Annotated in this window: 14 protein-coding genes; 4 read left to right on the top strand and 10 right to left on the bottom strand. The window is 74.0% G+C overall.

The window, feature by feature from the left end:
* Window positions 1-67: 67 nt before the first annotated feature.
* Window positions 68-790 (top strand): YwaF family protein, encoded by a 723-nt coding sequence (locus FJQ57_RS18665; RefSeq protein WP_139983255.1) that lies wholly within the window; start codon window positions 68-70, stop codon window positions 788-790.
* On the opposite strand, the gene FJQ57_RS18660 is transcribed toward FJQ57_RS18665, so the two are convergent.
* From FJQ57_RS18660 to FJQ57_RS18635, 6 genes are all read right to left on the bottom strand, one after another.
* Window positions 771-2,381 carry an alkaline phosphatase D family protein gene (locus FJQ57_RS18660; protein ID WP_170219500.1) on the bottom strand — a complete coding sequence of 537 codons (1,611 nt, stop codon included), beginning with the start codon at window positions 2,379-2,381 and terminating at the stop codon, window positions 771-773. The two genes, FJQ57_RS18665 and FJQ57_RS18660, sit on opposite strands and share 20 nt — an antisense overlap.
* Window positions 2,382-2,447: 66 nt before the next feature.
* The gene (locus tag FJQ57_RS18655) at window positions 2,448-3,401 is read right to left on the bottom strand and encodes an SDR family NAD(P)-dependent oxidoreductase (RefSeq protein ID WP_139983253.1); all 954 of its coding nucleotides are present in this window, start codon (window positions 3,399-3,401) and stop codon (window positions 2,448-2,450) included.
* Window positions 3,402-3,417: 16 nt separating this feature from the next.
* Window positions 3,418-5,136, bottom strand: a complete 1,719-nt coding sequence (locus FJQ57_RS18650; protein WP_139983251.1) for a Mur ligase family protein — start codon at window positions 5,134-5,136, stop codon at window positions 3,418-3,420.
* 70 nt (window positions 5,137-5,206) lie between these two features.
* Window positions 5,207-5,986, bottom strand: a complete 780-nt coding sequence (fabI, locus tag FJQ57_RS18645) for an enoyl-ACP reductase FabI (protein ID WP_139983249.1) — start codon at window positions 5,984-5,986, stop codon at window positions 5,207-5,209.
* A gap of 50 nt (window positions 5,987-6,036) precedes the next feature.
* Complete coding sequence (locus FJQ57_RS18640; protein WP_139983247.1) at window positions 6,037-6,777, bottom strand: beta-ketoacyl-ACP reductase; 741 nt, start codon at window positions 6,775-6,777, stop codon at window positions 6,037-6,039.
* Between the two features lie 34 nt (window positions 6,778-6,811).
* Window positions 6,812-7,027: a dodecin gene (locus tag FJQ57_RS18635; protein WP_139983245.1), complete on the bottom strand. Its 216-nt coding sequence runs from the start codon at window positions 7,025-7,027 to the stop codon at window positions 6,812-6,814.
* A gap of 130 nt (window positions 7,028-7,157) precedes the next feature.
* Here FJQ57_RS18635 and FJQ57_RS18630 point away from each other — a divergent pair, with 130 nt between their 5' ends.
* Both FJQ57_RS18630 and FJQ57_RS18625 read left to right on the top strand, forming a co-directional pair.
* The gene (locus FJQ57_RS18630; protein WP_139983243.1) at window positions 7,158-7,484 is read left to right on the top strand and encodes a DUF3099 domain-containing protein; all 327 of its coding nucleotides are present in this window, start codon (window positions 7,158-7,160) and stop codon (window positions 7,482-7,484) included.
* Window positions 7,481-7,723, top strand: a complete 243-nt coding sequence (locus FJQ57_RS18625) for an acetone carboxylase (protein ID WP_139983241.1) — start codon at window positions 7,481-7,483, stop codon at window positions 7,721-7,723. Before FJQ57_RS18630 ends, FJQ57_RS18625 begins: the two co-directional genes overlap by 4 nt.
* Window positions 7,724-7,738: 15 nt before the next feature.
* On the opposite strand, the gene moaA is transcribed toward FJQ57_RS18625, so the two are convergent.
* Together moaA and FJQ57_RS18615 are read right to left on the bottom strand one after the other, a co-directional pair.
* On the bottom strand, window positions 7,739-8,731 hold the full coding sequence (gene moaA, locus FJQ57_RS18620) for a GTP 3',8-cyclase MoaA (RefSeq protein ID WP_139983239.1): 993 nt from the start codon (window positions 8,729-8,731) through the stop codon (window positions 7,739-7,741).
* Between the two features lie 80 nt (window positions 8,732-8,811).
* Window positions 8,812-10,743, bottom strand: a complete 1,932-nt coding sequence (locus tag FJQ57_RS18615) for an alkaline phosphatase family protein (protein ID WP_139983237.1) — start codon at window positions 10,741-10,743, stop codon at window positions 8,812-8,814.
* Between the two features lie 248 nt (window positions 10,744-10,991).
* On the opposite strand from FJQ57_RS18615, the gene FJQ57_RS18610 reads away from it, so the two are divergent.
* Window positions 10,992-11,840 carry an SURF1 family cytochrome oxidase biogenesis protein gene (locus tag FJQ57_RS18610; protein ID WP_139983235.1) on the top strand — a complete coding sequence of 283 codons (849 nt, stop codon included), beginning with the start codon at window positions 10,992-10,994 and terminating at the stop codon, window positions 11,838-11,840.
* Window positions 11,841-11,900: 60 nt separating this feature from the next.
* Here the strand turns inward: FJQ57_RS18610 and FJQ57_RS18605 are convergent, their stop codons facing one another.
* Together FJQ57_RS18605 and FJQ57_RS18600 are read right to left on the bottom strand one after the other, a co-directional pair.
* Window positions 11,901-13,778, bottom strand: coding sequence for an ABC transporter ATP-binding protein (locus FJQ57_RS18605; protein ID WP_139983233.1), 1,878 nt, complete (start codon window positions 13,776-13,778; stop codon window positions 11,901-11,903).
* Between the two features lie 26 nt (window positions 13,779-13,804).
* The gene (locus FJQ57_RS18600) at window positions 13,805-14,605 is read right to left on the bottom strand and encodes an enoyl-CoA hydratase/isomerase family protein (RefSeq protein WP_139983231.1); all 801 of its coding nucleotides are present in this window, start codon (window positions 14,603-14,605) and stop codon (window positions 13,805-13,807) included.
* Between the last annotated feature and the right edge of the window lie 94 nt (window positions 14,606-14,699).

The following is a 14,699-nucleotide window of genomic DNA, read 5'->3' as shown; positions in this document are numbered from 1 at the left end:
GGGAGCCGAGGGGACCTGAGTCCCGGTGCTCAGGCGTCGCGCCCGGTCCGCGGGGCAGGGTGGCGCCATGGAGCCCTGGGGCACGTCGCACCTGGTGGTGCTGGCCGTCTTCGTGGTCGGCCTGCCCACCGCCTGGCTGCTCGGACGGGCGGAGCGGCGGCGGGGCGACCGGCGGTGGAGCCGAGCCCTCGCCGTCGCGATCCCGGTGGTGCACGTGCCGACGCAGGTCCACGACGTCGCGTTCCACTTCGAGCTCGGGGTCTCGCTGCCGGTGAACCTGAGCGACCTGGCCTGGGTGGCGGCCGCGGTCGCGCTGTGGACCCACCACCGGTACGCCGTGGCCCTGACCTACTTCTGGGGCCTGGTGCTGACCACGCAGTCGGTCCTGACGCCCTCGCTGGGCGAGGCGTTCCCCGACGTGCGGTTCTTCGCCTACTGGTTCATCCACCTCGTCGTGGTCTGGGCGGCGGTGTTCTTGGTCTGGGGCGCCCGGGTCCGGCCGCGCTGGGAGGACTACCGGTCCACCGTCGCAGTGACCCTGGCGTGGGCCGCGGCGGCGTACGGCTTCAACGCGGTCGCGGGCACCAACTACGGCTACCTGCAGCGCAAGCCGACCGGGGGCTCGGCCCTCGACCTGCTCGGCCCGTGGCCCTGGTACGTCGTCGCGTCGGTCGTCGTCCTGGCGACGGTGTGGGCGTTGATGACGTGGCCGTGGGAGCGGGTGCGGGCCCAGGAGGAGCCCGCCACCGCCGATCCGGCGACCGGCCGACCTAGCGTCGGTGCGGGCTGAGGGTGCGGCGGTAGATCGCGGCACCGTCGACGTCGCGCAGCGTGACCGTGAGCTCGCGGCTGGCGGCGTCGACCTCCACCTCGCCGAAGAACTGGAAGCCGTCGGCCGGCGAGGTGTTGGCCGTCGGGGGCGCGGCCACGAAGTCGGCGCGCGGCCCGAACGTGCCGTCGAGCGCGTTGGGGCCGAAGGCACCGGCGTTGAGCGGCCCGGAGACGAACTCCCAGAACGGGTCGAAGTCCTGGTGCGCCGCCCGGTCCGGCGAGTAGTGGTGGGCGGCGGTGTAGTGGACGTCGGCGGTGAGCCAGACGTGGTTGCGGATGCCGAGGCGCTGCAGCCCGGTCAGCACGTCGGCGATGTCGAGCTCGCGCCCGAGCGGTGCGCCGGGGTCGCCCTGGGCCAGGCCCTCCTGGGCCGAGGACCCGTCGGGCACGACGAGCCCCAGCGGGAGGTCGGCCGCGATGACCTTCCAGGTCGCCCGCGACCGGCCGAGCTCGTCGAGCAGCCAGCGGGTCTGCCGGGTGCCGAGCACGCCGCCGTCGCGCGCGGTCTCGCGGCCGGCGGTGTTGGCGTCCTTGTGGGTGCGCATGTCGAGCACGAACAGGTCGAGGTGGGGACCGTAGTGGATGACGCGGTAGACCCGGCCCTCGGCGTCGGGCGAGATGTCGGCGACCGGCAGGTAGTCGTGGAAGGCCCGCCGGGCCCGCTGGGCGAGCACGTCGACGCGCTTCTCGGTGTAGCGGGCGTCGTCGAGCAGCTCACCGGGGTACCAGTTGTTGGTGACCTCGTGGTCGTCCCACTGCACCACCTGGGAGGTCTCGGCCAGGAAGGCCCGCCAGTTGTCGGCCAGCAGGTTGTAGCGGTACTGGCCGCGGAACTCCTCCAGGGTCTCGGCGACCTTGGCCTTCTCGGGCGTGACGACGTTGCGCCACGTCGAGCCGTCGGGCAGCGCCACCGAGGCCACGACCGGCCCGTCGGCGTACACGTTGTCGCCGCTGCAGAGGAAGAAGTCGGCGTGCCGGGCGCGCATCGCGTCGGCGATCCGGAACCCGCCGAGGTCGGGGTTGACGCCCCAGCCCTGCCCGGCGATGTCGCCGGACCAGAGGAACCGGACGTCGTCGTGGCGGCCCGGCGCGGTGCGGAGCCGACCGGTCACCGGGCGGCTGGTCCGGCGCCGGTCGTCGAGGTCGACGGCCGTGATGCGGTAGTGCAGGTCGGTGCCGTCCGGCAGCCCGGTCAGCGCGATCTCACCGGTCAGGTCGGTCGTCGGCGTCACGACCGGCCCGCGCACCGTGCGGGAGCGGCGGAACGACGGGTCGCGCGAGATCTCGGCCACCAGGCGCGAGGGCCGGTCGGCGCGGCTCCACAGCACGGCCCGGCCGTCGCGGACGTCGCCGGACTGCACGCCGTGGGTGAGCAGCGGCCGGCCGGCCCGCACGAACGCCGGGGCGCTCGCGAACGCCGGCGCGGGCGCGTGCAGGGCGGCGGCGCCGACCGCGAGGCCCGACAGGGCGGAGGCTCGCAGCAGGCCGCGGCGGTCGAGCCGGTCGGGGCGGTCGAGGCGGTCAGGTCGGGAGGCGTGGTCCGAGGTCACCCCGCGACCGTGCCAGCAGCGCCGGACCGGCCGTCGACGCCCAGGTGAACGTGGGGTGGCCTCGGCTCAGGAACGCGGGCGCCGGCCGGTGCGCGCGACGACGCGGGCGTTGGCCACGAGGTCACGCAGGGCACTGCCGTGCCGGCCGTCGAGGGTGTTGCCCTCCTCGCGCGGGTGCAGCACGTTGCCGTCGGTCGGGGGCACCGGGCGGGCCAGGTCGGTGGCGCCGATGGCGAACGACGTCTCGATGATCCGCTCGTAGACCCGGGGCAGGTACTGGTGACCGAAGCGCACGACGTCGTTGGCCCAGGTCAGCTGCGCCCGCCGCCGGGGCCGGGCGACCCGGTCGAGCACCTGGCGCGCCGCCCGCTCCGCGCTGCTCACCGGCGGGGGCGGTCGTCCCGCGAACCCTGCCCAGTTGGCGGCCTGCCGGTAGATCGGGGTGTCGACCCCGCCGGGCGCGGCGTACGCGATGCCGACGCCGGGCCGGTCGCGGTTCTCAGCGCGCAGCTGCCCGACGAGGCAGCGCACGCCCCACTTGCTCAGCACGTACGGCGACATCGACGGCACCGTGAGGTGCCCGACCACCGAGCCGACCAGCACCAGGGTGCCGTGGTCCTGGCGGCGCAGGACGGGCACGACGTGCCGGGCCAGGTTGACCGAGCCGTGCAGGTTGGTGCGCAGGACGCCGTCGAAGACGTCGACCGGCACCTCCTCGGTGCGGCCGTAGGCGACCACGCCGGCGCTGCTGACCACCGCGTCGATCCGGCCGTGCCGGTCCAGCGTGGCGGCGACCAGCGCCTCGACGGCCGCGTCGTCCCCCACGTCGGTCGGCACCACCAGGGTCGACGCCGCCCCGGCGGCGTCGCACTCGGTGGCCGCCACCTGCAAGGACGCCGGTCCGCGGGCCGCGAGCACCACGTGCCAGCCGCGGCTGGCGGCCAGCAGGCAGGTGGCCAGGCCGATGCCGCTCGAGGCGCCGGTGACGAGCAGGACGGGCGTGCGGTCTGCGGGGTCCATGGGCCCCGGTGCCCCGTCAGCCGCCGGCTGCGCGGACCTTCGCGGCGAGGGTGGCGGTGGTGTCGGCGGTGCCGCCGTGGGCGGCGATCCAGTCGTAGCACTCCTGGCGCTCGGCGTGGCACATCAGCCCGACGACGTCGCCGGGCAGGGCCTGGCCGACGAGCGCGGAGAGCGCCGCGACCTCGGTGGGGTACGCCGGCACGCCGGTCACCCCGACCCGCTCGGCGCCGGCGCGCATCAGCGCCTCCAGCTCCTCGGTCGTGCGCCCGCGCAGGTAGCGCTCCTTGTGGCCGATGGCGACGACGTCGCTGTCGCGGGCGGCGATCTCGCCGAGCTTCTCGATGAGCTCGTCGGTGCGGTCGCCGACGACCCCGAGGCCGAGCAGCACCCGCTGCCCGGGCGCGCGGACGCCGTTCATGATCTCGACCATCGCCTCCAGGCCGGCCTCGTTGTGGGCGAGGTCCATCACGACCGAGACCCCCCCGGGCATGGAGAAGAAGTTCATCCGGCCCGGGTTGTGCTCGGCGTCGGGCAGGAAGCTGCGCAGGCCCTCGACGACCGTGGCCCGCGGGATGCCGACGGCCAGCGCGGCCGAGGTGGCGGCGAGGGTGTTCTCGACGTTGAAGCGCGACAGCCCGGCCAGGGTCATCGGCACGTCGACCAGCTCGACGAGCGGGTCGGGGTCGGCGTTGGGTCGCAGCACCGCGACCCAGCCGTCGATGACGACGGTGGCCCGGCCGCCGTCGGAGAGGACCTCGCGGACGCCGGGCGAGTCGACGTCGCGCGAGAACACCCACGGCCGGGCCCGGATGACGTGGCGCATGGCGTAGACGCGCGGGTCGTCGGCGTTGAGCACCGACCAGCCGGAGCGGCGGGTGATCTGGGCGACGACCGACTTGACCTCGGCGAGCTGGTCGACGGTGTCGATGCCGTGCAGGCCGAGGTGGTCGGCGGTGACGTTGGTGACGACCGAGACGTCGTTGCGGACCAGGCCGATGCCCTTGAGCAGGATGCCGCCGCGGGCGGTCTCGGTGACCGCGAGCTGCACCTGCGGGTGCGCCAGCACCCGGCCGGCCCCGCTCGGCCCCGAGTAGTCACCGGCCTCGACGAGCTCGCCGTCGATGTAGATGCCGTCGGTGTTGGACCAGCCGACCAACCGGCCGTGGCAGCGGCCGATGTGGGCGACCATCCGCGAGGTCGTCGTCTTGCCGTTGGTGCCGGTCACCGCGACGACCGGGACGTCCGGCTTGATCGTCGTCGGCCCGGGCCCTGCCTCCGCCGCGGCGACCCGCCGCGCGGCCCGGCCGACGGCCTCGTCGATGTCGGCGCCCGGGACGGCGTCCAGCACGTCGGCGATGGCCCGGCCCAGCTCCTGGGCGCGGGTGCGGTGCCGCCACGGGAAGGCCACGACGATCGTGTGCCGGTCGGCGGTCGGCCGCACCCGCACGGCCAGCCGCATGGTCCCCGACTCGTGCGCCACAGCCCGCAGGAGACGTCCGACGGCGCGCAGCGCGAACCGCTGCCGGAACCCCGTGCCCGGCTCCCCCGGCCGCGCGTTGCGCAGGCCGATCCGGTCGGCGAAGCGAGCCGCCGTGGCCTCCGAGGCGCCGCTCAGCCCGCTGATGTCGAGGGTCACCTTGATCGCGGCCCGCGGGAAGTACAGGTTGGGCCCCTCGAGGACCCGGAGCTCGATCAGCGACGTCGGCGCGGCAGTCGGTGGCGGCGAGGAAGGCACGCCCGCACGCTACCGAGTGGGGTCGCGGTCGCCCCCGAGGGTCGACCGGGTGGCGTGGCGCGGGCGGCGCTCAGGCGCCCATCGCGTGGAAGCCGCCGTCGACGTGCACGATCTCGCCGGTCGTGGCCGGGAAGAAGTCCGAGAGCAGGGCGACGACGGCCTTGGCGGTCGGCTCGTGGTCGGCGTTGTCCCAGCCGAGCGGCGACTTGGTCTCCCACAGCGCCTCGAGGTCCTCGAAGCCGGGGATCGCCTTGGCCGCCAACGTCTTCAGCGGACCCGCGGAGACCAGGTTGACCCGGATGCCGTCGGGACCGAGGTCGCGGGCGAGGTAGCGCGAGGTCGACTCGAGGGCAGCCTTGGCCACGCCCATCCAGTCGTAGACCGGCCAGGCCGTGGTGGCGTCGAAGGTGAGGCCGACGACCGAGGACCCCTCGCCCAGCAGCGGGCGGGCGGCCATGGCCAGCGACTTCAGCGAGTACGCCGAGACCTGGACGGCCTGCGCGACGTCGTCCCACGGGCCGGTGAGGAACTTGCCGCCGAGCAGCGTCTCGGGGTTGCCGTAGGCGATGGAGTGGACGACGCCGTCGAGTCGGGCGTCGGGACCGAGGTGCTCGCGCACCTGGTCGGCCAGCCCGTCGAGGTGGGCCTGGTCGGTGACGTCGAGCTCGAGGACCGGCGGCTCGGTCGGCAGCCGCTTGGCGATGCGGCGGGTGATGCCGAGCGCCCGGCCGAAGTTGGAGATGAGCACGGTGGCGCCCTGCTCCTGCGCCACCCGGGCGGTCGCGAAGCCGATGGAGGAGTCCATCGTCACGCCCGCCACCAGGATCGTCTTGCCGTCGAGGATGCCCATGTCGGTCCTTCCGTCGGGTTCGGTGCTGGGGTTGCGGCTGCGAGGAGGGGTCAGTGGCCCATGCCGAGGCCGCCGTCGACCGGGATCACGGCCCCGGTGACGTAGCCGGCGCCGTCGCCCGCGAGCCAGGTCACCGCCGAGGCGACCTCGGCCGGGTCGGCGTACCGGCCGAGCGGGACCTGGGTGCGGATCGCGGCCTTCTGGTCGTCGGTCAGCACCGCGGTCATGTCGGTGTCGACGTACCCCGGGGCGACCACGTTGGCCGTGATCGAGCGCGACCCGAGCTCGCGGGCCAGGGAGCGCGCCATGCCCACCAGGCCGGCCTTGGACGCGGCGTAGTTGACCTGGCCCGGGGAGCCGAGGAGGCCGACGACGGAGGAGATGAAGATGATCCGGCCGCGCCGCAGCCGCAGCATGCCCTTGGCCGCACGCTTGGCCAGCCGGAAGCTGCCGGTGAGGTTGGTGTCGATGACGCGCGACCAGTCGTCGTCGGACATGCGCAGCACCAGCGTGTCGGCGGTGATGCCGGCGTTGGCCACCAGCACCTCGACCGGGCCGAGCTCGGCCTCGACCGTCGCGAAGGCCGCGTCGACCGCCGCCGGGTCGGTGACGTCGCACGTCACGTCGAGCGCACCCTCGGGCGCCCCGCCGCTGCGCGTGGTGACCGCGACCTTGTCGCCCTGGGCGAGGAACGCCTCGGCGATGGCGCGGCCGATGCCGCGGTTGCCGCCGGTGACCAGGACGACACGGGGCTGCGTCTCGGGCTGGGGCTGCTGGGGGCTCTCGCTCACGCTCCGCGACGCTAGTGATTACCGTGAGGTAGACCTACTCGTCGTCCTCGAGGCGGAACCCGAGCTTGAGCCCGACCTGGTAGTGCTCGACCTGGCCGTCCTTGATCTGGCCGCGGATCTGGGTGACCTCGAACCAGTCGAGGTGGCGCAGGGTCTTGCCGGCCCGCTCGACGCCGTTGCTGATGGCCTGCTCGACGCTGTCGGGCGAGGTGCCGACGATCTCGGTGAGGCGGTAGGTGCGGTTGCTCATGGCCGCACCCTAGGGCGTGCCGGGTGCCGCCGGGCGCGGCGCGCGCGAGGCGGTGCGCGGTGTCACGAGGGTCACGAGGGTCACCCTCGGGTGTACCTGGTGCCCGGACCCCGCGACGTAGGCTCGGAGCATGGCCAGGACGAAGGCGACCGACGACGACGTCGTCCGCATCACGACGGCGTCCGAGAGCCGCGCGGCCGACATCCGGCAGCGGCAGAAGCGCTACCTGCTCTCGATGAGCCTGCGCACGATCTGCTTCGTCGGGGCGATCCTCGCCTCGATGGCCGGCATCGACTGGCTCTGGCCGATCCTCATCGCCGGGGCCCTGATCCTGCCCTACATCGCGGTCGTCGCGGCCAACGCGGCCGCCAACCTGTCCGACGGCTTCCGGCTGCGCGAGGGTGACTTCAGCCGCCCCGAGCTGGAGTCCGGCGAGGGCCGGCGCCGCCAGCTGTGACCGGGCCGTTCCCCGACGGACCCGCAGAGCGCGAGCCCGACACCTGCTCGGCCAAGGGCTGCCACGCGCCTGCGGCGTGGCAGCTGCTGTGGAACAACCCCCGGCTGCACACGCCCGAGCGCCGCAAGACCTGGCTCGCCTGCGACGTGCACCGCGAGTCCCTCTCCCAGTTCCTGGGGGCGCGGCAGTTCCTGCGCGACGTCGTGCCGCACGTCGCCGGGCCCACCGGGACGGGCTGAGCCGCTCTCGGCGGTTCAGCCGCCGATGGCCGACATCGGGCGCGCCGGCTGCAGGAAGGTCGGGTCGTCGATGCCGTGGCCGGCCGCCTTGCCCCGCATCGCCACCACCCAGCGCTCGGCGAGCTCCTCGTCGCTCGCCCCGGCCCGCAGGGCGCCCCGGAGGTCGGACTCCTCACGCGCGAACAGGCAGGTGCGCACCTGGCCGTCGGCGGTCAACCGCACGCGGTCGCAGTCACCGCAGAACGGCCGGGTGACCGAGGCGATGACACCGACGGTCGCCGGGCCCCCGTCGACGAGGAACCGCTCGGCGGGCGCGCTCCCCCGCGGCTCCTCGGCCGGGGTCAGCACGTACGACGCCTCGAGTGAGGCGAGGATCTCCTCGGCGGTCACCATGTCGTCGCGGGTCCAGCGGTGCTCGGCGTCGAGGGGCATCTGCTCGATGAAGCGCAGCTCGTAGCCGCGCTCGAGGCACCAGCCGAGCAGCTCGGCCGCCTGCTCGTCGTTGACTCCGCGCATCAGCACGGCGTTGACCTTGACCGGGCCCAGGCCGGCCTCGGCCGCCGCAGCGAGCCCGGCGACGACGTCGTCGAGGCGGTCGCGGCGCGTGAGCGCGGTGAACGTGTCGCGGCGCACCGAGTCGAGGCTCACGTTGACGCGGTGCAGGCCGGCTCCGGCCAGGGCGCCCGCCGTGCGCGCGAGACCGAGGCCGTTGGTGGTCAGCGAGGTCTCGACCGTCGGGTCGAGCGCCGTCGTGCGGGCCACGATGTCGACCAGGCCACGGCGCACGAGCGGCTCACCGCCGGTGAACCGGACCTCGCGCACGCCGAGGTGGCCGACCGCGACCCCGATCAGCCGGACGACCTCGTCGTCGGTGAGCTGCTGCGAGGTCGGCATCCAGTCGAGGCCCTCGGCGGGCATGCAGTAGGTGCAGCGCAGGTTGCACTTGTCGGTCAGCGAGACCCGGAGGTCGGTCGCGACACGGCCGTAGCTGTCCTGGAGGGGCTGCACCGCTCCAGTCTACGGAGCGGTGGCTGGCCCGCGGCTGGTCCGGGAGCCGGACCGGCCGTGCGGCGCGACGATCGAGCCGGTCAGGGCTTCCACACCGACAGGTTCTGGGCCGGGTTGATGCTGCTGCCGGGCAGGGCCGGGAGGCGCAGGGCGCCCAGCACGAGGTTGGCCACCGACCCGACCTGCACCGACCCGTTGGTGTAGGTGCCCTGGGTGCTCTTGGGGTCCCGCCAGGCGGGGTTGAGGGCGTAGAGGCCCTTGCCCTCGGCGACGCCGGGGCCGACGGCCAGGAACGGGACCCGGAACTGGGCGTAGCGGGTCGGGGTGGCGTTGGACCGGCCCTCGCCGCCGGAGGTGCCGACGACGACCACGAGGGTGCGCCCCTCGAGCGCCGCCGCGCGCGTGGTGGTCTGGATGACGGCGCCGATCCGTGTGTCGGTGGAGCGGACGGCGGCGGCGTACTCCGGGCTCTCGAACCCGTGGGCCAGGCCCGCCTCCTCCGGCGCACCGAGCTCCAGCACGGACACCGCCGGCGGCAGCGACCCGCCCAGGTCGCGGACCAGGGCGGCCGTCGAGGAGGCGTCGTCGGCACCGGCGCCGACGTAGGTGAGCTTGTTGGTGCCGTTGTCGACGCCGTACGGGTCGAGACCGCCGGCCTCGGTCCAGGTGCGCGCGAGCACCCGACTGCGCGCCTCGGCGGAGTAGAACCCGGTGCGGTAGCCGTTGTTGTGCGCCATGTCGAACATGCTGGAGACGTAGCGGCCGGCCGCCTGGTGGACCGTGCCGCCGGAGTCGACGTCGGTGGCGACCCCGTGGCCACCGATCGTGGTGCTCACCGGTCGGCCGGTGAGGATGCTGGTCAGGTTGGGCAGCGGCAGGCTGCGCTCGGGGGTCGTGCGGGCGTTGAGGGTCGACGTTCCGCGGCTGCGCAGGTAGCCGAACCACGGCAGGGCCGACGACGGGTCGATGGCCGAGGACCGCAGCCCGTCGACCGCGACGACGACGACCTGGCGGACCGGCGAGCGCCGGGCCTGGAGCGAGGGGATGGTCGCGTTGGCGATGATGAAGGGGTGGTCGCTGGCCGCGTCGACGATCGCGTCGTCGCGGGCGTGGAAGGCGCTGAAGGTGGACCCGGACGTGCTGAGCAGCCAGTCGACGTCCATCGGCGAGGGCGGGGTGCAGGTGCTGCCCACGACCGAGCCGCCGTTGGCCGCCTGCAGCGGCGCCTGGGCCAGCATCGGGCAGAAGAACTTGGCCCGGTCGTTCATGTCGCCGGTGAGGTAGACCGGCACGCTGGGCCGGTGCTTGCGCAGGCGCTTGACCAGCGCGGCCTGGCGGCGGATGCCCTCGTCGCGGTAGCGCTGCGCGTTGCCCACGGTGTTGGCCGGCAGGTGCACGTTGGACACCCACAGCAGCTGCTTGGTCTTGCGGTGCCGCAGCAGCACGTACGGCATCTTGTACGTCTCGCCCTTGAAGTAGGGCATGTCGAGGGTCTTGGCCTTGACGAGGTCGAACATCGTCTTGCGCCACGTGATCGAGTTGTGGCCGGCCGGGTAGCGCACCTGGCGCCCCGGAAAGAGGCCCCACCAGCGGCCGTGGCGCTTCTGCCACATGTCGATCTGCTTGTCGTGCATCTCCTGGAAGCCGATGAGGTCCAGGCCCTCCTGGTCGACGACCCGCTTGGTCAGGGTCAGCCGCTGCGGCGAGTTGGCGAAGCCCTTGCGCGGACCGTTCTTGTCGGTGTGACCGGAGCCCAGCAGGTTGAACGAGGCGATCTGGAAGACCGTCGGGCCGAGCGGCTGCGCCGCCGGCCGCTTCTTCCGCTTGCGGGCCTCGGCGACCCCGGTCGCCCCCGCCGGTGCGACGGAGGCCGAGGCCACCGCACCCGCCCCGCGCGTCGGGGCCGGGGCGGCCTCGGCGCCTGGGCCGGCGGCGAGGCCGAGGGCGGTCACGAGGGCGGTGAGCGTCGCCAGGGCGCGGGGCGCGCGGCGGGAGCCGGAGCGGGGGAGCATCGTCGTACCTCCAGGCGGCGAGGGCGCCCCCGCGGTCGCGGGCGGCGCCTCTCTGCGACGGGTGTGACCAAAGTGTCGGATGGTGCTCCGGCATCCTAAGCCCACGACCCCGGTCCGGGGCCAGGCTCGGCCAGGCTCGACCGAACTCTCGACCGTACGGCGGGGTGGACCCACCCGCCGTGAGGACACGCCGAGGACCGGTCGGCGGCACCCGCTCAGGCCCACCCGGCGGTCGATAACCTGGAGGCGTGGGGTCCTACCGTTTCCTGCTCAGTCGACGCTGGGTCACGTTCGGGGTGGTCGTGGTCCTGCTCTCGGCCTTCGCCTGGTGGCTCGGGGAGTGGCAGTTCGGCCGCCTTGACGAGCGCAGGTCCGACAACCGCGTCACCGAGACCAACGAGGCCCGCCCGGTCACCCCGGTCGAGCAGGTCCTCTCCCCCGGCCGCGACGCCGACCCCGACGACGAGTGGCGGCGCGTCGAGGCGACCGGCACCTACGACGCCGCCAAGACGGTGATCGTGCGCTACCGCAGCGACGACGACGGCCAGCCCGGCGTCGCCGTGGTCGTCCCGCTGGTCACCGACGACGGCACCGCCCTGGTCGTCGACCGCGGGTTCTGGGCCATCGCCGACCGCTCCCCCGACACCACCGACGTGCCCCCGGCCCCGGCCGGCGAGGTGACGGTGGTGGGGTGGGTGCGGGTCGACGGCACCGGGGACAGCACGGAGGTGACCCCCGACCTCTACACGCGCGCCATCTCCTCCGAGCAGATCGGGCGCGCCATCGACCGGCCGGTCTTCGGCGGGTTCGTCGACGCGATCAGCGAGAACGGCGAGCCCGTGCCCGACCTCGCCCCGCAGGAGCTGCCCGAGCTCGACAACGGCCCGCACTTCTTCTACGGCCTGCAGTGGTGGTTCTTCGGCGTGCTGGCCGTCTTCGGGTTCGGCTACCTGGCCTACGACGAGCGCAAGCGCGGCCCCCGGGGCGAGCGGCCGCACCGGGGCGGCCGCGGGCCCTCCGGCCCCCGGCCCCCCGCGGGCCCGAAGCCCAAGCGCGAGCGCCGGACCAACGTGCCGGCGGAGTACCAGCGACGCTGACGGGCCGGCCGGCAGTCCCGTCAGCGGCGGCCGGGGGCCGGCAGCCAGGGGCCGGCGGGCTCAGGCCGCGCCGGCGTCGTGCAGGAACTGGGTGCGGTAGAGCTCGGCGTACAGCCCGCCGCGGGCCAGCAGCTCGTCGTGCGTGCCGTGCTGCACGATGCGGCCGCCCTCGAGCACCAGGATCTGGTCGGCGTTGCGCACCGTCGAGAGCCGGTGGGCGATGACGAGCGAGGTGCGCCCCTCGAGCGCGGCGTCGAGCGCCCGCTGCACGGCCGCCTCGGACTCGGAGTCGAGGTGGGCCGTCGCCTCGTCGAGGACGACGATCGAGGGGGACTTCAGCAGCAGCCGGGCGATCGCGAGACGCTGGCGCTCGCCGCCGGAGAGCCGGTAGCCGCGGTCGCCGACGACGGTGGCCAGGCCGTCGGGCAGGGCTCGGACGAGGTCACCCACCTGGGCCGCGTCGAGGGCGTCCCAGACCTGGTCGTCGGTGGCCTCCGGCCGGGCGTAGCGCAGGTTGGCGCCGATGGTGTCGTGGAACATGTGGGCGTCCTGGGTGACGTAGCCGACGACGTCCTCGAGGGAGTCGAGGGTGACGTCGCGGACGTCGACGCCGCCCACACGGACCGCGCCCTCGTCGGCGTCGTAGAGGCGGGCGACGAGGTGGGTGATGGTGGTCTTGCCGGCGCCGGAGGGGCCCACGAGGGCGACCATCTGGCCGGGCTCGGCCACGAAGCCGACGTCGGTGAGGACCTGGCGGCGCTCGCGGGACTCGTTGCGGGCGACCTTTTCCAGCGAGCCCAGCGAGACCTCCTCGGCGCCGGGGTAGGTGAACGAGACGTGCTCGAGCTCCAGGCGCCCCGCGGTGCGGGGCAGCACGACCGCGCCGTGCTTCTGGCGCACCAACGACGGCAGGTCGAGCACCTCGAAGACGCGCTCGAAGCTCACCAGGGCGGTCATGATGTCGACGCGCACGTTGGACAGGCCCTGCAGCGGCCCGAGGAGCCGCAGCAGCAGCGTGGCCAGGGCGAGCAGGGTGCCGACGGTGAGCTCGCCCTGGATGGCGAGCCAGCCCCCGACGCCGTACACCAGGGCGGTGGCCAGGGCCGGCACGAGCGTCATCGTCGCCCCGAAGACGCGGGTGATGAGCGAGATGCGCACGCCGAGGTCGCGGACCACGGCGGCCTTGGTGGCGAAGAGCGCGTCCTCCTCGGGGCGGCGACCGAAGAGCTTGAGCAGCATCGCGCCGCCGACGTTGAAGCGCTCGGTCATGGCGTTGCCGAGGTCGGCGTTGCCGTCCATCTGCTGGCGGGTCAGGCCCGCCAGGCGCGAGCCGACCCAGCGCGAGACGAGGAAGAGCACCGGGAACATGAGCAGGCACAGCAGGGTCACCTGCCAGCTCAGCGCGAGCATCGCGATGCCGACCACGACCACGGCGATGCCGTTGGACACGGTGCTGCCGAGGGTGCTGGTGAAGGCGCGCTGGGCGCCGACGACGTCGTTGTTGAGCCGGGAGACCAGCGCTCCGGTCTGCGTGCGGGTGAAGAACGCGAGCGACTGGCGCTGCACGTGGGCGAAGACACGGGTGCGGAGGTCGTAGATCAGTCCCTCGCCGATGCGCGAGGACAGCCACCCACTGAGCACGGCGAGGAGCGCGCTGACCAGGGCCGCGACGGCCATCAGCGAGGCGAAGGTGGCCACGACGCCGGCGTCCTTGGCCGCGATGCCGTCATCGACGATGCGCTGCACCAGCAGCGGGGTGACGACGACCATCGAGGCGTCGACGACCGTGACGGCGAGGAAGCCGGTGATGAGCCGCCGGTGGGGTCGGGCGAAGCCGACGACGCGGCGGACGGTCTGGCGCGAGACGCGCCGGTCGACCACGCTGCGGTCGGTGCGCAGGCTGCGCCAGGCGGCCGCGTTGGGTGACATGGACGACATCGGCGTCCTCCTCTGTGGGTCTGGCTCTAGGTGGCGGCCCCCAGCAGGGCGGCGAGCTCGCGGAACCGGCGGGTCTGGGCCTCGCGCTCGAGCCGGCGCTGGGTGTCGAGGTCGGCGGCGGCCGCGCTGGCGACGAGCGCCTTGGTCTCGCGGACGGCGCCGGCCATGGGGGCGGTGAGGGCAGAGACGAGGTCGGCCAGCCGGGCGTCGAGCGCGTCGACCGGGACGGCGTCGAGCGCGAAGCCGATGCGCACCGCCTCCTCGGCACCCACGTTGCGGGCCGTGGCGCAGATCTCCAGCGCCCTCGGGTAGCCAACCGCCTCGACCAGCGGTTTTGTTCCCGTGAGGTCGGGGACCAGCCCGAGCGCGGCCTCCTTCATGCAGAAGTAGGCGTCGTCGGCGGCCAGCACCAGGTCGCAGGACAGGGCCAGCTGGAACCCGGCACCGATGGCGTAGCCGTGGACGACGGCGATGGAGACGAACCGCGGGTCGCGCAGCCAGGTGAAGCCGCGCTGGTAGGCGTCGATGGTCTCGGAGACCACCTCGTCGGAGGCGGCGAGCAGCTCGGCCACGCTCTCCTGCCCGTCTCCGCCGCCGGGCGCCAGCAGGGTGCGGTCGAGCCCGGCACTGAACGTCGCGCCGGCCCCGCGCAGGACGACGACACGGACCTCGTCCGGGAGCTCCTCGCCGATGGCCGCGAGGGTGCGCCACATGGTCGGGGTCTGGGCGTTGCGGGCCTCGGGCTTGTCGAGGGTGATCGTCGCGACCACCCCGTCGACCTCGTAGCGGAGGCGAGCGGCGGCGAGCTGGTCGGGCGTCGGCGGCATGGTCCGGAGTGTAGGGACGGGCGGGGACAACCCTCGGGGTGGTCGGCCGGGCCGGGGGCGCGGATGTGTCGGCCGTCCGTCCTAGGGTCGGCCC

It is taken from the genome of Nocardioides litoris, assembly GCF_006346315.1.
GTDB lineage: Bacteria > Actinomycetota > Actinomycetes > Propionibacteriales > Nocardioidaceae > Nocardioides > Nocardioides litoris.
This window is presented reverse-complemented; position numbering and strand designations above follow the sequence as displayed.